The 20373-nt window shown below is 52.9% G+C and carries 16 protein-coding genes; 8 read left to right on the forward strand and 8 right to left on the reverse strand.

From position 1 onward, the window contains the following. Positions 1–20: 20 nt before the first annotated feature. The 7 genes from HRH33_RS09035 to HRH33_RS09065 all read left to right on the forward strand — a co-directional run bounded on the left by HRH33_RS09035 (position 21) and on the right by HRH33_RS09065 (position 7547). A complete protein-coding gene (locus HRH33_RS09035; RefSeq protein WP_244962439.1) occupies positions 21–2231 on the forward strand; it encodes a bifunctional prephenate dehydrogenase/3-phosphoshikimate 1-carboxyvinyltransferase in 2211 nt (736 codons plus the stop codon). Beyond that, complete coding sequence (gene cmk, locus HRH33_RS09040) at positions 2228–2917, forward strand: (d)CMP kinase (RefSeq protein ID WP_094064551.1); 690 nt, start codon at positions 2228–2230, stop codon at positions 2915–2917. The genes HRH33_RS09035 and cmk overlap by 4 nt, the downstream gene beginning before the upstream one ends. 119 nt (positions 2918–3036) lie before the next feature. Then, complete coding sequence (gene rpsA / locus HRH33_RS09045) at positions 3037–4722, forward strand: 30S ribosomal protein S1 (RefSeq protein WP_034096538.1); 1686 nt, start codon at positions 3037–3039, stop codon at positions 4720–4722. A gap of 161 nt (positions 4723–4883) precedes the next feature. Beyond that, the gene (locus HRH33_RS09050; RefSeq protein ID WP_123480433.1) at positions 4884–5168 is read left to right on the forward strand and encodes a hypothetical protein; all 285 of its coding nucleotides are present in this window, start codon (positions 4884–4886) and stop codon (positions 5166–5168) included. A 130-nt stretch (positions 5169–5298) separates the two neighbouring features. After that, positions 5299–5595: an integration host factor subunit beta gene (gene ihfB / locus HRH33_RS09055; RefSeq protein WP_003189779.1), complete on the forward strand. Its 297-nt coding sequence runs from the start codon at positions 5299–5301 to the stop codon at positions 5593–5595. Positions 5596–5619: 24 nt separating this feature from the next. Next, the gene (locus HRH33_RS09060; protein WP_167416548.1) at positions 5620–5862 is read left to right on the forward strand and encodes a lipopolysaccharide assembly protein LapA domain-containing protein; all 243 of its coding nucleotides are present in this window, start codon (positions 5620–5622) and stop codon (positions 5860–5862) included. Positions 5863–6269: 407 nt separating this feature from the next. Then, positions 6270–7547, forward strand: a complete 1278-nt coding sequence (locus tag HRH33_RS09065) for a Wzz/FepE/Etk N-terminal domain-containing protein (protein ID WP_167416549.1) — start codon at positions 6270–6272, stop codon at positions 7545–7547. 137 nt (positions 7548–7684) lie between these two features. Here the strand turns inward: HRH33_RS09065 and HRH33_RS09070 are convergent, their stop codons facing one another. The 8 genes from HRH33_RS09070 to HRH33_RS09105 all read right to left on the reverse strand — a co-directional run bounded on the left by HRH33_RS09070 (position 7685) and on the right by HRH33_RS09105 (position 18788). After that, a complete protein-coding gene (locus tag HRH33_RS09070) occupies positions 7685–9058 on the reverse strand; it encodes a formyl transferase (RefSeq protein ID WP_167416550.1) in 1374 nt (457 codons plus the stop codon). A 4-nt stretch (positions 9059–9062) separates the two neighbouring features. Further along, complete coding sequence (yidC, locus tag HRH33_RS09075) at positions 9063–10676, reverse strand: membrane protein insertase YidC (protein ID WP_167416551.1); 1614 nt, start codon at positions 10674–10676, stop codon at positions 9063–9065. Between the two features lie 95 nt (positions 10677–10771). Next, positions 10772–10999: a hypothetical protein gene (locus HRH33_RS09080; RefSeq protein WP_094064545.1), complete on the reverse strand. Its 228-nt coding sequence runs from the start codon at positions 10997–10999 to the stop codon at positions 10772–10774. A gap of 16 nt (positions 11000–11015) precedes the next feature. Then, positions 11016–12161, reverse strand: a complete 1146-nt coding sequence (locus HRH33_RS09085) for a CDP-glycerol glycerophosphotransferase family protein (protein WP_094064544.1) — start codon at positions 12159–12161, stop codon at positions 11016–11018. A gap of 2 nt (positions 12162–12163) precedes the next feature. After that, positions 12164–12943, reverse strand: a complete 780-nt coding sequence (locus HRH33_RS09090; protein ID WP_094064543.1) for a phosphocholine cytidylyltransferase family protein — start codon at positions 12941–12943, stop codon at positions 12164–12166. Beyond that, the gene (locus HRH33_RS09095; RefSeq protein WP_167416553.1) at positions 12934–13581 is read right to left on the reverse strand and encodes a gamma-glutamyl-gamma-aminobutyrate hydrolase family protein; all 648 of its coding nucleotides are present in this window, start codon (positions 13579–13581) and stop codon (positions 12934–12936) included. The genes HRH33_RS09090 and HRH33_RS09095 overlap by 10 nt, the downstream gene beginning before the upstream one ends. After that, the gene (locus HRH33_RS09100) at positions 13581–16634 is read right to left on the reverse strand and encodes a PEP/pyruvate-binding domain-containing protein (RefSeq protein WP_167416554.1); all 3054 of its coding nucleotides are present in this window, start codon (positions 16632–16634) and stop codon (positions 13581–13583) included. The genes HRH33_RS09095 and HRH33_RS09100 overlap by 1 nt, the downstream gene beginning before the upstream one ends. A 60-nt stretch (positions 16635–16694) precedes the next feature. Then, complete coding sequence (locus tag HRH33_RS09105) at positions 16695–18788, reverse strand: alkaline phosphatase family protein (RefSeq protein WP_167416555.1); 2094 nt, start codon at positions 18786–18788, stop codon at positions 16695–16697. A gap of 585 nt (positions 18789–19373) precedes the next feature. Here HRH33_RS09105 and HRH33_RS09110 point away from each other — a divergent pair. Next, entirely contained in the window at positions 19374–20363 is a 990-nt protein-coding gene (locus tag HRH33_RS09110) for an FAD-binding oxidoreductase (RefSeq protein WP_167416556.1), read from the forward strand. Positions 20364–20373 lie beyond the last annotated feature (10 nt).

A 20373-nucleotide genomic window follows, 5' to 3' on the forward strand; every position in this document is an offset into this window, starting at 1 on the left:
CATTGCAACCTGCTGTGCCTATGATCGGTCGCCTGGTGGTAGTCGGTCTGGGCTTGATCGGCGGTTCCTTCGCCAAGGGCCTGCGTGAAAGCGGGCTGTGCGGTGAAGTAGTGGGCGTCGACCTGGACCCGCAATCGCGCCAACTGGCCGTTGAGTTGGGCGTGGTGGATCGCTGTGAAGCCGACCTGGCGCTCGCGTGTAAAGGTGCTGACGTGATCCTGCTCGCCGTGCCCATCCTGGCCATGGAAAAGCTGCTTGCAGTGCTGGCTCAGATGGACCTGGGGCAAGCGATCCTGACCGATGTCGGCAGTGCCAAGGGCAATGTGGTGCGCGCGGCGCAACGGGCCTTTGGCGGCATGCCCGCGCGCTTCGTGCCTGGGCATCCGATTGCCGGCTCCGAGCAGAGCGGGGTGGAGGCGTCGAATGCGCAGTTGTTCCGCCGGCATAAGGTCATCCTGACGCCGCTTGAGCAAACGGATCCGGCGGCCTTAGCGGTGGTGGATCGTCTGTGGCGCGAGCTAGGGGCGGATGTGGAGCATATGCAGGTCGAGCGGCACGATGAAGTGCTGGCGGCGACCAGTCATTTGCCGCATCTACTTGCCTTTGGCCTGGTGGATTCGTTGGCCAAGCGCAACGAGAACCTTGAGATTTTCCGTTACGCCGCCGGTGGTTTCCGCGATTTCACGCGGATTGCCGGCAGTGACCCGGTGATGTGGCACGACATCTTCCTGGCCAATCGCGAGGCGGTGTTGCGCACCCTGGACACCTTCCGTAGCGATCTCGACGCTTTGCGCGATGCGGTCGACGCCGGGGATGGCCATCAATTATTGGGCGTGTTCACCCGTGCGCGGGTGGCGCGTGAACATTTCAGCAAGATCCTGGCTCGCCGGGCCTATATGGAAACCGCTGTGAGCGCCGATGCGTTGACCTTTCTCGCCAATCCAGGTGGCCGCCTCAGCGGGCGTATCCGGGTGCCCGGGGATAAGTCGATCTCCCATCGCTCCATCATGCTGGGCTCATTGGCCGACGGCGTGACCGAAATCGAAGGCTTTCTTGAAGGCGAAGATGCCCTGGCGACCTTGCAGGCGTTTCGCGACATGGGTGTGGTGATCGAGGGTCCGCACCATGGTCGCGTGGTCATCCATGGGGTGGGGCTGCACGGTCTGAAACCTGCGCCGGGGCCGATTTATCTGGGTAATTCCGGCACATCCATGCGCTTGCTCTGTGGGTTGCTGGCTGCGCAAAGCTTCGACAGCGTATTGACTGGCGACGCGTCCCTGTCCAATCGCCCGATGAACCGCGTGGCCGAGCCGCTGCGTGAAATGGGCGCGCAGATCGAAACCGGCCCGCAAGGGCGACCACCGTTGACCATTCGCGGTGGCCAGTCCCTGAAGGGTTTGACCTACACACTGCCGATGGCCAGCGCCCAGGTCAAATCCTGCCTGCTGCTGGCCGGTCTGTATGCCAATGGCAAGACCGCGGTGACTGAACCGGTGTCAACCCGTGATCATACCGAGCGTATGTTGCGCGGCTTTGGTTATCCCGTGGCGGTGCACGGGGCGACGGCATCGGTTGAATCCGGCCATGCGCTCAAGGCGACCCATATTGAAGTGCCGGGGGATATCTCGTCGGCGGCGTTCTTTATGGTGGCTGCTTCGATTGCCGAGGGTTCCGAGTTGGTGCTGGAGCATGTTGGCATCAATCCGACACGCACCGGCGTGATCGATATCCTGCGGCTGATGGGCGCGGATATCACGCTGGAAAATCCCCGTGAAGTGGGTGGCGAGCCAGTAGCCGACCTGCGGGTGCGTGCGGCTGCGCTGACGGGTATTGAAATCCCCGAGGCCCTGGTGCCGTTGGCGATCGATGAGTTTCCCGTGTTGTTTATCGCGGCGGCGTGCGCTGAAGGGCGAACCGTTTTACGCGGCGCGCAAGAGTTGCGGGTCAAGGAGTCTGATCGTATCCAGGTCATGGCCGACGGTCTGTTGGCGCTGGGCGTGAAGTGTGAAGCCACCCCTGATGGGCTTATCATTGACGGCGGCCCGATGGCGGGGGGTGAGGTTCATGCCCATGGGGACCATCGCATTGCCATGGCCTTTAGTGTGGCTGGGTTGCGGGCAGCTGCGCCGATTCATATCCATGACTGCGCCAATGTTGTTACGTCTTTTCCGAATTTTCTTACACTGTGTGCCCAAGTCGGCATCCGTGTTGCCCAAGAGGCTCAATTGTGAATATCAAAGCACCGGTGATAACCATCGACGGGCCAAGCGGTTCGGGTAAAGGCACGATCGCCGGCATCCTGGCTAAGCGCCTTGGCTGGGGCCTGCTGGATTCCGGCGCGCTTTATCGCTTGCTGGCGTTTGCCGCGCGTAACCACGGGGTCGACCTGACCAATGAGGCGTTGCTGACCCAGCTTGCAGCTCATCTGGATGTGCAATTCATCGCGGCGACAGACGGTCAACTGCAGCGCATCATTCTTGAGGGCGACGAAGTCAGTGATGCCATTCGCACTGAAGATGTCGGCTCCGGAGCGTCACAGGTGGCTGCGTTGCCGGCCGTACGGGATGCCCTGCTGCAGCGTCAGCGGGCGTTTCAGGAGCCGCCGGGCCTGGTCGCCGATGGGCGCGATATGGGGACTGTGGTGTTTCCCGACGCGCCGTTGAAGATTTTCCTGACAGCCAGCGCCGAGGAACGGGCGCGCCGCCGCTACTTGCAGTTGAAGGGCAAAGTCGATGGTGTTAGTCTGTCGAGTCTGCTAGATGAGATCCGTGCACGCGATGAGCGTGATACCCAGCGCGCAGTAGCCCCGCTCAAACCGGCGGCCGATGCCATACAGCTGGATTCCACGGAGTTGTCCATCGAGCAGGTGCTGGAACGCATCAGGAGCGAGATCGCCATTCGCGATATCGCCGGGTGACCAAGAAGGCTGCAGGGGACCAGTCATAGTCCTGTGGTGCTTCTTTTAATTGAAACTGACCCACACCGTCTGGGGTGTGGAGATGGGCGTATTCTTCGCCCTTATCAACAGGAATTAAAATGAGCGAAAGCTTTGCGGAACTCTTTGAAGAAAGCCTAAAAACCCTGAACCTTCAGGCAGGCTCCATCATCACCGGTGTTATCGTTGATATCGATTACCAAGCTCGCTGGGTAACCGTTCACGCTGGTCTGAAGTCTGAAGCTCTGATCCCGCTGGAACAGTTCTACAACGATGCTGGTGATCTGACAATCAATGTCGGTGACGAAGTTCACGTTGCTCTGGACTCGGTTGAAGACGGTTTCGGTGAAACCAAGCTGTCCCGTGAAAAAGCCAAGCGCGCTGAATGCTGGATTGTTCTCGAAGCAGCCTTCGCAGCTGAAGAAGTGGTCAAGGGCGTTATCAACGGTAAGGTTAAAGGCGGCTTCACAGTCGACGTTAACGGCATCCGTGCGTTCCTGCCAGGTTCTTTGGTCGACGTTCGTCCAGTGCGCGACACCACGCACCTGGAAGGCAAAGAACTCGAATTCAAGGTCATCAAGCTCGACCAGAAGCGCAACAACGTTGTCGTTTCCCGTCGCAGCGTCCTGGAAGCAGAGAACTCCGCCGAGCGTGAAGCTCTGCTGGAATCCCTGCAGGAAGGCCAACAAGTCAAAGGTATCGTCAAAAACCTCACCGATTACGGCGCATTCGTCGATCTGGGTGGCGTCGATGGCCTGCTGCACATTACCGACATGGCTTGGAAGCGTATCAAGCATCCTTCCGAAATCGTCAACGTTGGCGACGAGATCGATGTCAAGGTTCTGAAGTACGATCGTGAGCGCAACCGCGTTTCCCTGGGCTTGAAGCAGCTGGGCGAAGATCCATGGGTTGCTATCAAAGCACGTTACCCAGAAGGCACTCGCGTGACCGCGCGTGTTACCAACCTGACCGACTACGGCTGCTTCGCTGAGCTGGAAGAAGGCGTGGAAGGCCTGGTACACGTTTCCGAAATGGACTGGACCAACAAAAACATCCACCCTTCGAAAGTCGTACAAGTCGGCGACGAAGTGGAAGTTATGGTTCTGGACATCGACGAAGAGCGTCGTCGTATCTCCCTGGGCATCAAGCAGTGCAAATCTAACCCATGGGAAGATTTCTCTGGCCAGTTCAACAAGGGCGATAAAATCTCCGGCACCATCAAGTCGATCACCGATTTCGGTATCTTCATTGGTCTGGACGGCGGCATCGACGGCCTGGTTCACCTGTCCGACATCTCCTGGAACGAAGTGGGCGAAGAAGCTGTTCGTCGTTTCAAGAAGGGCGACGAGCTGGACACCGTTATCCTGTCGGTTGACCCAGAGCGCGAGCGCATCTCCCTGGGTATCAAGCAACTGGAAAGCGATCCGTTCTCCGAGTACGTTCAAGAGAACGACAAAGGCGCAATCGTTAAGGGCACTGTGAAAGAAGTTGACGCTAAAGGCGCCATCATCACTCTGGCCGACGATATCGAAGCGACTCTGAAAGCCTCCGAAATCAGCCGTGACCGCGTTGAAGACGCGCGCAACGTTCTGAAAGAAGGCCAGGAAGTAGAAGCCAAGATCATCAGCGTTGACCGCAAGAGCCGCGTAATCCAACTCTCCATCAAGTCGAAAGACGAAGTGGAAGAGAAAGAAGCTATCCAGAGCCTGAAATCGGCTCCAGAAGCTGCACAAGGCGAGACCACCATGGCCTCCCTGCTGCGCGAAGCAATGGCTAAGCAGAACTAAGTTCTGTAAAAGCTGTAGGAAAAGGGCGACTTCGGTCGCCCTTTTTTGTGCCTGAAATTTGTTGAATCAACAACTTAGAACCAACGCGTTCAGCTCAGTGTCGGAAGTGACTATAGTCTTTAAAGAGACGCCACCAACGCTGTTGTTTCATAAGGATTCGGATGAACAGGCTTATCGTAGTGCTCGCCCTGGTAATGCTTGCGGGGTGCGCCGCCACCAATGCAAAAACTTATGCAAAGCGCGGCGTCAGCGGTGTCGAGATCGACTGCTCGGGCCTAGGCAACAAGTGGGAGAAGTGCGAGAAGCGCGCTGCACGCGAGTGCAAGATGCAGGGCTACAAGGTTATCACGCGCTCCAGCGACGCCAAGGATGAAGAAGGCGACTACTTGTTTGGATGGAACCCGGCAGGAGCGGTCACACGCAAGATGCTCGTAATCTGCAAATAGCCTAAGGAGCTTTGTTCGCCAGTGTTTATTCAGTCGTATATTAGTTTATGCACGGGCTGTTCAAATTCATCAAGTCATGCTAAAACCTTTGAAGCGCTTTTCCTAGCTGCTTGAAAAAGAAGGGAAAAATATGACGAAGTCGGAGTTGATCGAACGAATTGTCACCCATCAAGGGCTGCTGTCATCCAAGGATGTGGAGCTGGCTATCAAGACCATGCTTGAGCAAATGTCCCAATGCCTTGCCACCGGAGATCGCATCGAAATCCGCGGTTTCGGCAGTTTCTCCCTGCACTACCGCGCACCACGCGTAGGCCGCAACCCAAAGACCGGCCAATCCGTCAGCCTCGACGGAAAGTTCGTTCCCCACTTCAAACCGGGCAAAGAATTGCGGGACCGGGTGAACGAAGAAGAGGAAGAGGGCGTCTGAGTGTTTTTGGGGTAGGAGAAGGTTATGCGTGGGGTTAAGCGCGTTGCACTGGTGGTCGTGGTGTTGCTTGTAGCTTTTATGGTTTTGGCCTTTGTGCTTGAAAACCAGCAGAGTGTGTCGCTGTCTTTACTGGGTCAGGCAAGCGGACAGTTTCCCGTATCAATATTCGTGGTGCTGGCGCTGATCGTCGGCATGCTCATAGGGCCGCTGTTGGGCATGATGATGCGTAGTTGGCGACGTAAGCCGATTCAGAGCGCTCAATCCTAGCTGGCGCGCTCTGCGCCGCTGGAAGCGAATGGAAACGTTCTTACCGTCTGTCGGTTTTTTTTCATCTGTTCATTCTGGAATTTCAGACAGCATGAAGATGATGTCTCGCCTATACGCCGGTTTTCTCGCCATATCATTGAGCACCGCCGTTTCATCTTTATTACGCTAACGTCGCAGATGACTCGTAAGGGTTCTCCCTAGCCGCATAGGAAGCGCCTTACAGATATGTCAAGCCTTGTAATATGTCAGCGAGATGGCAAAATGAAATCTGTTCTCGATAACGGGCATTTTGTGCGCTCAAAATTTGGCAGAGACGCTGGGTTTTGGCGGTCATCTAATTAGAGTAAAAAACACAAATTTGTCTGCATAACGAGCCCGCAGTTTCTCTTTGAAGGCAGGTTTTTGTTGTGAGTAGTAGTTTCCGCGCACCCCCGGTACGGTCCTCCGACGAAATAGATGTCGTCGCGCTTTCTAAATCTGTCTGGCGTCAAAAAAAGCTTTTGCTTCTGGTTACGTTAGGGTGCGGGTTAATTGCAGTCTGCTATGCGTTTCTGGCAACTCCTGAATATAAAATCAGTTCAGTATTGCGTCCTGCCGCTATTAATGATCTTGATGCGTTGAATCGGTCTGAGATTTACCAGCTTCCTCCCGCTGAGGCGCTTCTTAAAGTAGGTGCTGCGCTTGAGTCATACGATACTCGCCTGGCCTTCTTCAGAGCCAATCAAAAGCTATTTGAACGGTTTGTGCAACCCGGCCAAACCCTGGAGCAAAGCTTTGAGGCGTTCAACCGTAACTCGATTCATTTGATACTTCCCGACGCGGATAAGAAAAACTCGCTGAGCGCCTACGTCAAGCTTGAGATGACTTATCCCGAAGGTATCGATGGTGTCGCTATTCTTAACGGCTTTGTCGACTATGCCATCGTTATTGAGCGTCAGCGGATCTCTGCCGACTTGGATGTAATCGTCAAAAATCGAATCAATGAATTGAAAGGTAAGTTTGACTCGGCTCGATCAAATTATGAGGTAGAGAAAGAGGCCAAAATCGCTTCGTTGGGGGAACGCGACACGCTGAAGCGCGCACAGTTGCAGGATGAGTTAAAAGCGCTTCGTTCACAGTTGAAAGCGTTACGCGATGATCGTATCGCTCAGTTGAATGAAGCCATCGAGATTGCCAAGTCCTTAGGTATACAAAAGCCGACCACCCCCTCTGCGCTTGGCGAGTCCCGCAATGCCGGCGCCAGCAGTGTAATGCGTACCGAGGTTAATAATCAGCAAATACCGCTATTTTTCATGGGGGTAGAGGCACTTAACGCTGAGCTCGTAGCGCTGAAACAACGTAAATCGGATGACTTCACTGACGCTCGTATCGCTCAAATAGCCAAAGAGCTTCAGCTGCTGGCGTCTAATCGCGAGGTGGAAGTACTGAGCACACGAAAAAATGAAGATATTTTTCTCGCGGGTGTCGAACCATTGCGCGCAGAGATGACCCGTTTGAGTAGTCTGAACATTGATATGACGGGCTTGAAGTTAGTGACTGTCGATCAGCAGGCCTTGGAGCCGTTGGCGGCAGCTAGCCCAAATCGCCTGCTTATCGTGCTGCTTGGCTTGGTTGGTGGAGCTGTGCTTGCAATCTGCATAGCGCTGGTAAGATCTGCCGTTGCCGCAAGGCGCGACAAGGTATAGGACGGTGTCTGTCGGGCTTACCGGTCTTAACTTGAACCCTCATGAATGTTTCGATCGCGCTGCCAAATCAGCGACAGTGCTCGAGACAACTTGCGCAGGAAAAATTCATCTTTACAGTTCGCCGGGGGCCACCTATATCAATGTGGTAGGGGCTCGGCGAACAATTGGGCAAGCGCAATTCGTTTAATCCGATCGTGCATAAAGTGATAAGTCACGCTTGTATCTTCGGTTTGCGGACAGGCTACAACCTGCGTAAATCCCGCTGTCTCAATCAGGGCTTGCCTCAGTACATAGGAGCGGACCCATGGGTCGAGAAACGCATAGGTGGCTCTGTAAAGCGTCCTCACGTCCATGCTGGCTACTTCCAGGTTCGGAGTCAGTGAAGGCAAGTAGCTCGCCAGGATGACATCACCATCATCGATTCCCGGCGCCATGTAAAAGCATGTCGCAGAGGTGCGTCCTTTCATCAGGTATGACCACAGGACGCAATCAGCACCGCGCACTTCCGGCAAATGGCCCGGGTGTAGATGAATGAACTTGAGTGTGGTGATTTCCAGCAACCGTTTCGGCACGATTCCGCCGCCGGTGAATAACAGCTGTGTTTGCGCAAGCTCCAGTAGTCGTTCGTAAAGCGCACTGTCTGCTAGGTTTTCTATCATCAGCGTTTCTACGTCAAGCGAATAATCACTCAAATCGCACAGTGCTAATGCTTCGTCTATGTCCTTGTCCGCAAAACCCAGTTTGTCGGAAACGGTATTTCTGATCGATTGATAAAGAGAGCTTTCTGTCTTACGTATTGTTGTTGACCAGTAATGGATGCTGTTTTTTTGTCTCGAATGGGCATAAGCCAACTTCAAACTACCTGGTAGAAAGCGCCCGATCGGTTTTCGGGAGACTAGATCATTCTTTGATATCAGGTGAATGATTTTTTCAGGTTTCAAGCCCATGCTCTTCAGGGTTGCCAAGTACGCACGAGCGATGGGCCCCTCCCAAAATAAAACAGTGATCGGGAGCGTTCCAGCATTAACCGGCGCCTGGGTATTTGCGAGAGTTTTCGAGGGCGGTGTATCGGCGTGCGGAAGCCTTGTCAGAAACCGTTCGGCCTCGACATCGATCAGATTTACCAGGGTTGGCTCCACTGGAATGTTCCCCGACGCCAGACTGTCAAGAAGCTTCAGTACGGCGTTAAGCCTCTTGACCGCACAGGCCGTTTTTCCATCGTCGGCTAAGCGGCAGAAGTCCTTGAAAAGTAGTGTCAGCGCTAACGGCTGCAATTCACCCGCCAAAAGGGTTGTGGACGCCTTGGTTCCGTTCTCGTGGTAGCTCTCGTAGAGGTGCTTGGAAATCTCAACACGTTTTGATAGGAACTGCATAGCTTGGTGCACCTCATCCGTCCATTCGGCGGACGCTGCTGCGGTACGCAATGCGGATGCAGTGTCAAAGTAGACGTCGTATTTGCAAGGTGCCGGTGTTGCTGGCAAGTAGCTGCTGATAAAGCGCTCGATCATCATGGGCTCAGGTTACCTTCGCTATTTTTTGATGGAGGACCTGCAGAATATTGGCAACCGTCCAGTACAGCACCATTCCAGAAGGAAAGGAGTAGAACAGTAAAAAGAACCCCAGTCCCATCAGCCCGGTAGGGAGGCTTTGGCGCAGCGATGACGTTCCCTCGGGAGAGGTTGTTGGGTTTAGTTTTATGCTAAGTATAGTTGTTAGAGTCATCAGCACGGGTAGTAAATTGAAATATGAGCCAAATAGGGGCAGGTCTACGCCCAGTGAAAATAATTGATCGGGCTCAGCCAGTGTTTTCATCCATAGAAAAGACGCGTCCCTTAGTTCAAATGTTTGTCCCAGTAAATGGTAAAGTGAAATGAATACAGGCACTTGAATAAAAACGATTAAAAGTGGTTTTAACCCTGCCAGAGGGCTGATTTTATGTTGTTCGTAAAGTTGGAGGATTCTTTCACTTTGCTCCCCTCCTTTGTAATTTTTGCGAATCTCTTGCAGTTCAGGCTGGATGCGCGCCTGAATAGCCGTGAACTTCTTCTGTGCCAGAATCGCATTCTTGGCAATTGGGAATACTGCCAAGCGTACGAGTGCCGCCAGTAGAATAATCGCGACGCCCCAGCTGCCAACTATTTGCTGAATGAAGTGCAATAGATGCATGATGGTCAAGCTCAACCATCGCATCCAATCCCACAATCCGGAAAACAGTAATCCGTCTAGATCCGGCGCTTGAGCGGCAAGTGCCGAGTACGCTTTACCGCCTCCAAACACGGCCCATTGATAGGATTGCATGGGTTGGCTACCCGGTTCTCCAATAGGTAGAAGAATACTGATGGATGTTTGGAATGAGGCATGCTCGGTATCGACATCCGAGGTTTGCGGAATGCTGGCATGCCAGGTTGCGCGCTTCGAGAGATCGTTGGAGGGCGCCATAATCAGGGCCAGGTAACGGCTTTGAAGACCTACCCAGCTCCAGTGGCCTGCCTCGTCAGATGCGTATCCGTTCGGCAAGTCGGTATCGTTTAACCGAACTGTCTTGGTGCCCTCTGCGTTGCGATAGACCAATTCAGTAAACGAATAAATACTTTGCCCCATGCCTAGGCCGGTGGCGGGAGTTTCTCCAATACCGGGTCCGACTTGTAGGAAAAGGTTATTGGCCGGGTTTATCTTAAGGTTCTTGAGGTCAAGGTCGAGAGCGAAATCGACACGCCATTGGTTTACCAGTAAGCGCCACGTCTTCCTGATGCTGAAGGGTATATCGGGACTTTCCAGGCCAAGTACTATGGCATCTGGTTGTTGGTCCATTACCTTCCAGCCGCCTGCGAGCTGCTGCCATTCACTTAAAGGCCTACCGTCAATCTCCCCGCTCAACAAGAACAACTCTCCCTTGGGGGCAGCCATGTCTTGTGCGTGGCTGGATGCACCGTGCAGTTGCGGGAGTGTCCAATGCTGGACGGAGCCTGTTGATAAGTTGAAGGCCAGTTGCACATTTGTATTTGAAAGCGAGGGGGGCTGCTTATCTGCCCCTTGCGCCACCTGAGTAAGCAATACCAGAAAGCAACAGAGCCAATAGTTTTGAATATTATTTATAAGTGATGGCATGAGAGTGCTGTTTGACTTCATTTGGCGGGATCATATTTCAGTTCACAGGTAAGTACGTGCCCGCAAGCACCCGGCGCACTGAATATTGCGACGGGCGACTCGTAGATATCAATAGCTTATTTTTTCTCAGTGTCAGTTTCTTTCTTCATGACGTCTTTGCGCAGGCCTAGCATACGCAGTAATCGGTGCCAGTATAGTTTCATGACCATCGCGATCGCCGCCAATGCGCCTAGAATGCCTTGGAGCATGGCGCTGCCGGTACCTGGGTCCAGGTAGGCGAATGCATTGATTGGCAAGATCACCAAACACAGCAAGGTGACGATTGAGAAAATCGATTTTTCCATGAACTACGCCCCATCATTATTTAATTAAGGAAACCAAATAAGCAGCAGCTGTATCGCCGCTTTGCCCTACGTTATAAATCCAGCACTTACGTATATCGCTCAGCGCCGTTTGCCATTTTTTTGAATCAGCAGCCATGGTACATGCAATTTTCCCCAGCTCTGCCAACTCATCCGTTGGGACCACAACGCCTAATTGCTTGCGTGCTTGTACTTCAATGGGTTCGATGCCGATCGCTGTGTATTCTGGATTCAGCACTTTGCGTGGAACGTCTGCAAATATGACCGGACGCTCGAGCCCCAACGAAAACTCCAAAGCCGCACCCGACCAGTCGCTGAGCATGATATCCGAATCGAGTAGGGAGATGGTGGCATCGCTGTCCTCATCCAGGCGAAATCGCGGCTCATGCCGATAGTGTGCAACGATTTCATCGAGTTTTGCCGGTGCCAATTTGCGGGTGCGTGGATGGGGGCGCAGTACCACCTTCAAGCCTGCATCAATCAGTGGCTTGATCACATCAAGTCCGTGTCGCTCGATCAATCCATTTTCACCCCATGTGGGTGCTACCAGTACCTGGACGGGGTCGCCGTGATGTATCCGAGGGCCTTGGCGGCCGCTTGCGAGGATCGTATCGAGCCGCCCGTACCCGTGCTGTACCAGGGTTTTTTGGGGTAGATCGTGTAGTTTCTCCCTGGTCCTGGTTTCTGCAACGTGATGAGGCCCCACGCAGAGGATTGAATCAAAATGATCAAAGGCGGCTGCGCGGTAAATCATATGTGTACTGACAATCGAATGATGCAGGTAAGCATAATGGACTTGAAACGGCGAGCGTTTGATATGAAAGCTCTGCAGGTCCGGCATAGTCATCAACAAGACATCGGCGTCCAGCGTCGCAAAGAAGACTGTTCGCATGCTGCCTTCGCCTACATAGAAGGCTCGCATTCCTGGTAGTGGAGTGGCCAGTAAGTGATCGTTTTCAGCAGACGTTACGTACAAGATCGGCGCGCCGTAACTTGCCTGAAGTGCCTTGTAGATAGGTTCGAAGTAAGACCAGTATCCGCGTCCTTCGGAATAGAACACCAGTGTGCGTTCCTCGCGTGGAATGCGCTTGAATGCTTGCAGACCTCTCCATTCTCGAAGAACTTTGCGTAGTGCATTAAACATGCTTAGTCCTTAAGACGGATGAATGTGTCCAAGCGCCCGCCACGAAACAGATCGTGGTATTGATTCAGGTCTTCGACGGTGTCGACTTCCAGCCAACCATTATCAGTGAACGCCGCCCGAGCTTTCCATCCGGTGTCGATAAGATGTTGTATAAACGTTGTCATGTACATATTGTCGAAATCCTTGCCATCTCGCAAAACACTACGATCCATATCGTGCCAAGTGGCGCGAAACGCCTTTACATAATCCCCCCTAACTTTGATCAGGCCCATGTATTGCCCTTGAACCTCACTATAGTCCGCTGGCTTTTTGCCGAGCTCGGTAATGCAGTCATCATTGTTGAGTTTCAAGGTCTCGGCATCTGATAGAGGATCTTCCATGCGGATCTCCCAAAACCTGCGCCACTCTCGATCTACTGAAATGGCTAGCGGGGCATCACTATCCAGCAAGCTCTCAAGCACTGATAGTTCATAGATGATGTCACCATAAGCAATCAATAGATCCTCTCCGTCGACCATCCACTCTTGTGCGCAAAAAAGTGTAGAGACCATATTGGTGGTGGCAAAGCGAGGGTTGTGCAGCACTTTGACGCCTTGACCTTCAAGGCAATCCACACGATATCCGCCTACCAGGGCAATCTCGGTCAATCCCGCAGCCCTCAATATATCCAGTTGGCGATGTAGAAGCGGACGTCCATTCAGTTCAACCAGGCACTTGGGCCTATCATCTGTGAAAGGGCGCAATCGTGTGCCTTGGCCTGCTGCGAGGATAATTACGCGCATGGTGTGTCCTTGCAAAAGAAGAGCTGGCGAATGAGCTTCGCATCAATAGCCGAGTTAACGGAGGGTCTTTCGGGATGCCACATAATGGCTGCCCAGGGAAATTGGCTGTGGACAAATGCCTCAATGGACCCATCGTCTGCCCAAGCTTGAGCAAGCAGGTTCTCTGCCAGGTCCCCAGGTTGAATGCCCCAGCTATGGAAGCTGTTGACCTGTCGATATTCCGCCATCAACGGTGCCTGAGCCGATGCATATATTGCATGCGTGCAGTTAACGTGACCGGGCAGCGACGTGAGGCTGCCACCCAGAAAATGATTAAGCATCTGCATTCCGCGACAAACCGCCAGTACCGGTAGGTTCATGCTCCGGGCTTTGATCAAGAGAGTTGCTTCGGTGATGTCGCGTTCCGGTGAAGCGTTGGCGGCACCGGGAAGATGAGCAAGATCATTACCACCGCTCAATATAAGTCCGGCGACATTTTGGCGTTCTAGCCAGCCACCCGGTGCTGTCATCCCATTGGGCACCGGTATCAAGTCGATCCCCAGCGGTTCCATGAGCGTGGTCCAGCGTTGATCAAGGCAATCACGCTGCTCGTCGTACCCGGGGATCCATTCAACACGTTGTGTGATTGCAATACGCATTACCGAACCACCCGTATCGCCCGATTGCCAGCATCCAGTTCCAGGCTATGCGCTGCTGCCAGTGAGCGATATTGCGCTTCCCCTATCCCTAATGCGGCCGGCAGGCCAAACTCCGCCGCGCGGATAGCCATGTGCGAGTTGGCGCCGCCATACATGGTGATCAGCCCGCCAATCTGTCGACCGAACAGCCAGTCGTAACCGGGATCTGCCTGGGGAATCATTGCGATTTTGCCGACAAGGTCTTGTTCGTCTGCGCTTTGGCTAAGGTCCACACAGGTGCTCCGCACTACGCCCGTGCCAACAAAGTTGGGCTGTGTCGCTGGATAGAGGAATACGTTGAAATCCTCTGCTGAGCAGAGTAGCGGGGGCAGTTCGATTACTTGAATTTGTTCATGTTCGATTTTGCCTTGGGCGGCATGCGCGAGCATGCTTTGGGTGAGTTCTTGAGGGCTTAAGGTTGAATTTCTTAATGCCATGAGCTTGTGGATTTCAATATAAGCCAAGTCTTCGCGTGTAATACCCAAAGGCTCAGCCCAGTCAACCAGCGCATCTAGCGCCAGGGAAAGATTGCGGGTGAAAGCAAATTTGGCGTATTCGCGTCCCTCGATAGCCTCTCTTAAAAAGAGTTCCAGCTCATCGCTATTGCATGCAATACCTTGCTCGTTCAGGGCACTGGTAAATCGTTGACGTGCCTGCTGCCATAATTGGCCGTTGACCTGTGGGGACGAAGGTTGCGAAGTTGCACTCTTGACGATAGGTATAAGGTATCGTTCGGGCGCTGCCCGATAACTGAGCGAGTTGATGTCATAGGTGCCTGGGCGCAGATGACCGTACTTCTGCATAAAGTCTTCACTGCTTATCTCGCCCTTGGAGCAACTCAGCGCATCATGGGTGAATGTGTGGCTGACAGTGCTGATAGTGCCCAAGAAGTCGTCCATTTCCCTATCGGTCAAGGTCCCCGTACTGACCGCAGAGCGCAGGAACGTTACGGCGACGAAAGCACTGCGCGCCAAATGCGCGAAAGGTAGAGCGCCGTAACGACGACAATCATGTAGTAGCGTCCAGACCTGTTCGAGAGGTGCCGCGGAGGATGAGGCAAGGTGTGCAAAGCGTCGTTCAAGTGACTCTATGACGGCGAGGTCCTGCTTGTTGCGTGCGAGGGCGCTCTGGCTAATGTCCCTCAGGGCATCGCGCAGTTGTTCAATCTCGTGATACGTAAATCCGCCATCCGAAATCAGTCGCTGGCGCCAGCGATCAAAGTCCAAGGCAAAACAAGTGGGAACAACGTCGAACTCTACTTTGTCGTGAAGGTGGGGGTTGTGCTCAAGCCAAGACAAGTAAAAGTCAATCAGGCGGCCGGCCAGTGCATCGTCCAGGCACTTTGGAATAAACGAGTTAAAACTTGCGCGGATATCAACGTAGGGATGGCCGGCGAAACTGACCAGTAGAGGTTGGGGGCGAACATCGCGGTAGCCATATTCGGCACGTTGGGTGGCCCATGTTTCATCCATGATCAGGTATTGATAGAGGCTGACCGAAAGGGGGGTTGGCTTGGTTCCAATGATTTCCGCAGGGTTCCAATCGGGCATGATTCCGAACAGCGCTCGTTGCCCCACAACGAACGGCGCCGGTCGCTGCAGCTGATTGAACGACTCACGAGCATCATCCAGGCGCTTGAGAATGTCTTGGTCACTGCCGTCCCATTTAGAGTGGTCGACTGCTATCGGGCGGACTTGCAGGATATGCAGTCCTGCGTTGGCGGTGATCGCGAATTCGATGTCCAGGGAATCATAGCCCAGCAAAGATTCAATCTCCCTGAGCGCAGGCAGCAGGCTTTGCAGGCTCTTGGGTATGTTTGAGCTGTGCGCGTCAGCATCGCGCCTCATCACCAAGGTCTTGTGATCGTGACTACTGCCACTGGTAATCGATTCAGTGCTGCCGCTGGTGTCGTCATAATTGATAACGTAATACGGTGATCCACTGCTCAGGCTTCGAGTAAATGCGACACCGCTGGCGAGCACCTTTTCCAGCATGGGTTGAACCAGTACCTGGTTGTCAGGGTTGGTATCGCTGTAAGAGGAAATAACGCGCTCGATAGCCTCTTTCAGGCGTGTCGAGTCTCGGCCATCGATATTCAGCAGGCTGGTATAAGCGCCGGCATTGGAATTGACAAACCCATCCTCTGAAAGCGCACTGCTGCGAATAGCCAGATGTTGATCAGGAAAGCTCTGCTGGATAGTGCCAATCAGTGAGTCGGCAGTTTTACGCCACTGAGTCACCGTGAAACTGACTTGATCTTCGATTCGGCTCAACTTGACCATTCTGCGCAGGCGGCGAAGTGTCTGCGCTTTGGTACCCAATACAAAATGCGCAAGGTCCTGAGGTTCGTTGAGCTCGGCCCAGTCACCTTGTACGTCCACCGCCTGTACATTCATACCCTGGCAGCGCAATGCTTCAACAAGATCAGAGAGGTGGCCCTTCTGGAAGCGCTGTTGCAGGTCAGCTTTGGATATTTGCAGATACTGAACTGCCCGCGGGCCAAAATGTACACACCCAACGAATTCCGCCGAAGCGATGCTGCACGGAATGTCAGGCCCAAGTCGGGTGATTGTCTGCCCGAAAAGGCAAACTTTTTCGCTGCGCTCCAAGTCTGAACGAGTACGACCCGCATAGCGGGTTCGCCAGTGACTGTCGACGGCAACGCTGATATCGGCTTGCGACTCGATCATGGCATCGATCAGGCTGCGCCGAAACAGGATGTCAGAATAAGAGACCAGGCATCTGATTTTATCTGTCAGATCGACTTGTAGGAGTGAATAAGCGGATTGAGTCACCTGCCAGTCCGTGTTGATCCAGTAGTTGAAATCTGGATACTGCTCCTTGATCGAGTCGGCCTTATAGCCGCCCACGAAATGAACATCCGGCCCGCGCGAGGAAGTGGCGTGGAGCAGCCAGTCGATGACTCGCGTATGGCCTGAAGCGCTGCGCAAGGCAGCGTGCTCGTCGCCTTGGAAGGGCTTGCCTGCCCCGAGAAAAATTACGGCTGACTGCATGACTACCTTCCCATTATCCGTAAGCGGGTGTGATCGTTGGTTCGCTAGTGCCGCGGACCGTTACCAGCCTTCTGCGCCTTCGCTCCAGTAGCCGAAAGCGAAGCACTTGCGCAGCGGATCAATCAATTCTGGGTTGAGTCTTGAGGCAATCTGGCAGGACGCGCCGGCGCCATGTGCAAGAAGCTTGTAACCCACGCCATTGGATCGATATATGTATTGAGGTGTTTTCTCCTCGCTCAACTCGGGGTCTCGAGGTAGGTTCTTAATAAAGGTCGGCGCCAAGCCTGGTATCCAATCGCTAGCCGACCTGCCCCAGATACTATACAAACCGTCAAATCCCTGGCTGAGCGGATAGCGCCCTTTTACTTGGCGGTATTTTTCCAACGCATCCCGAATTTCAGTAATGTCCTGTATACGTTGATGGTATCGGGTGATTTCAGAGGCTCTGAATGTAATCGCCTTACTGGATTTCAGTGCTGATAAGAAATCATTATTTCTGGGGATGATAACCGTTTTCTGAGTGTCAAAATCAAAAGAGGAGGTTTGATCTTTTACGATATCCAAGTAAATTAAATTTTCATTGTTTTGAGGTGTTGAGTTTAGTAGATCCACGCCTGCGTATTCGGCGCATTGCGAAGTGGTTGGTGCATGAAGGCACAGTGTTCTGGCGAGATCTGCCAAGCTTCTAAGTTCGCTGTCATATATGACTGCCTCATGTATGGCGGATTGCGTCTTCATCATCAAGAGTGGGCGGTATCGGTTATAACCCCACAGAGAGTGTCCGTTAAATGTGATTCCGTCGGGATCAGACTCGAAGTAATTGGCGGGCGCGCCATGATCACTCTTTACAATGAAGGTTGTCTGGTCATAAACCCCAAGGGTTTTGAGTCTTTCTATATAAGCCGCGGTCTGCTGGAGTGCGCAGTAGGTTTCATTCAGAAGTCCTTGAGTATTCTGGTTCGAAGTGAACCACTCTTTGCTGTCACTTTTGTACGTGCAGTTTTCATCGAAGTCAGCGGGAAAGTGAGTATGCAGAAAGTGCATGAAGCGTACTGTGCGGCGGGAGTTGGTAACATGTAGATGTTGAATCAGTGCAATCAGGTCGTCGCGCTGTAAGGTATTCTGCGCGTCCCAAAGCGGGCCTTGGTGGACCAATGTCCGCTCCGCTCTTGAGTCATGTAGGTAGGCCTGTCTGACGGCTCGAAGCGGGTCGACCAGGAGTTTCGCCAGAATGGGCGAACCTATGCGAGCCATGATATGCGGGTAAAAGTTCAAGGCAATAGAAGCTTGCTCGCTGAAACCGTTATCGATCAGTGTTCCAGGGATAATCACATCCGACAGCACGTCATTGAACGCGCTGTACGCCCCGTAGGTCATAACGTCGGAGGAGGCGAGTTGCTCGCGTTTTATTGAATTCGGTTTTTCAGTCAGCTTCTTGTCTACGTCTTTTGATAAGGAGCTCAAGGCTCTAAAATCTATATTTCCATATACCTCGGCGCGTAGCGAGGCGACGGTTGCTGGGGCTACGGAAATGGTGTTGTCATAAAAAACAAAATCCTTGAATGCATGCTTCAGGTCTGGATGTTCTTCAATAACCTGTTTTGCCAAGTTGCCGGCCAGGCCGTCGAAACTTAAAACGATGACGTTATCGTCTTTGGAAAGGCCCGAGAAGCGACTCATGGATGATCCTGTTTCGATAAGTTTATATGCGGCGGAACCTAAAGAAGTTGAAAGTAATATCAGTACGAATACTTGAGTTGCAGGTTTGATTTTTGTATAGGTCAGCAACGTGAGGATCAGCGCCAGGCTACCCACTATCACAAGGTTTTGATAGTCGATAGGAAGGTCCTCGGGGGAGAGCATGCCCGCTTGACCGGCTAAGGGGAGCAGTAATCCTGACAGGCACGTCCAGAATATAATGAGGTAAAGCGCACCGGATGCCAGCCAAGTCAGGCGTAGCCAAGCAAGAATTGTAGAGGCGACAAAAAGAAGGCTGCCGGCTGCAGCCGTCAATACCAGCGAGAAAAGAAAAAACTCTTTTATGCTGAAGTTTACGTCGCTGAGTGCAAGGTAAACGACATAGAGGGGAACCCATAAAAATAGTGTCGAAGCGGCCAGAAACGAAAGCACCAAGCGTTTTGAAGTGTTAGACATGCAGTTTGCGAGTCCCTTGCAAATGAAATGAGCTGGTTTTTATTGGGCAAGTAATTTTATAGAAAAAAACCAAAGCGTTCAGCTATTTTGTGAACCTTTTCTGTTTTTTGCTGTCCTCAAGCGTGGCCGACATCATTTAGTTGCAGCGCGCCGCTCTCCTGATTGAGATGGTTTCAGAGGGGGGAGGGGCGACAAAGGTTACTGAAAGCTTCTAATATCCGTATAATCCGTCAGTTAATCGTTGCTTGCACCAAATGCAACCAGTCTGACGCGAGTACAAAGCACAATCGGTTGTGTGCCTGGTGCGTTCATGCCTTCAGTCATGCCTCGAATGACGACTGGAGCGACGGGCCTAAGGTGGTGCTATGCCATTTTTCAACGTCAGCGACCGCCAAATCGTGCTGCGCCATCGAATGCGTGAGGGGTGATATTAGATACATGCATTCATGCTCTGTGTTGGCCCTGAGCGCAGAGATAACACCCTCTGCGTGATGTATCTTGTAAAGCTTGAGCCGAGAAGCTGGCTGCCGATGTATATTTTCAGTGTTTTCCAACTTGAATTTTCAGAAACGAATTGTGGGCGCGATGTCAACTGTAACCTTGTCCAACGAAAAAACATTCTCCTGCGAACCGGGCGTAACACTTCTGGATAGCGCAAAAAAGCAAGGCGTGATCCTCGAATACAGCTGTCGTTCCGGTCGGTGCGGGGTGTGCAAGGCCCAGGTGGTTGGTGAGACCGAGGTCATTCATCATCATGAATCCGTCTTGTCCTCTGAAGAGCTGGCTTCGGGATATATTTTGACGTGTTGTCGTTCCGCGCTGAGTGATGTGCGGCTGGATATCGAAGACTTGAATCAGTTTGCGGACATCAGGAGCAAAACACTTCCCTGTCGTGTGGATTCATTCAGACATCTGGCCGACGATGTGGTCGAGGTGGTCTTGCGGTTGCCGCCCAAAGATCCGCTGAACTATATGCCTGGCCAGTATGTCGACATCATCGGGAAAAATGGTGTTAGGAGAAGCTACTCCATCGCGAATGCGCCCAGGCAGGATGGAAGGTTGGAACTGCAGATTCGTAAGGTTGAGGGCGGAGTGATGAGCCAATATTGGTTCGATGAGCTTGCGGCCAATGACCTGCTCCGGCTGGAGGGGCCACAGGGTACATTTGCCCTGCGTAACACCTCTCCGGAAAACCTGGTGTTTTTGGCAACGGGTACTGGAATTGCGCCAGTGAAAGCTATTCTTGAACAGCTCAAAGCCGATCCCGAGCTCGCGGTGAATAAAAAGGTATGGGTTTACTGGGGTGGGCGTCACGCCAAGGATATTTATTGGCAGCCTGAGCTTGGTTTGCCGGCAGCCTCTTTCATTCCTGTGCTATCACGACCTGACAGCAGCTGGGTAGGTCGCACGGGTTACGTACAGGATGTGCTTGAGCATGATGGTATCGATTTGGCTGACTCGGTCGTGTATGCATGTGGTTCCGAACATATGATTCAATCGGCTAAAGAAAAACTTGTGACGCTTGGCCTTCCACACAGAAATTTCTACTCCGACGCTTTTGTGAGCTCGAATTAATTAAGGATAA

Origin of the sequence: Pseudomonas rhodesiae (assembly GCF_013285305.1) — a bacterium.
Taxonomy (GTDB): domain Bacteria; phylum Pseudomonadota; class Gammaproteobacteria; order Pseudomonadales; family Pseudomonadaceae; genus Aquipseudomonas; species Aquipseudomonas rhodesiae.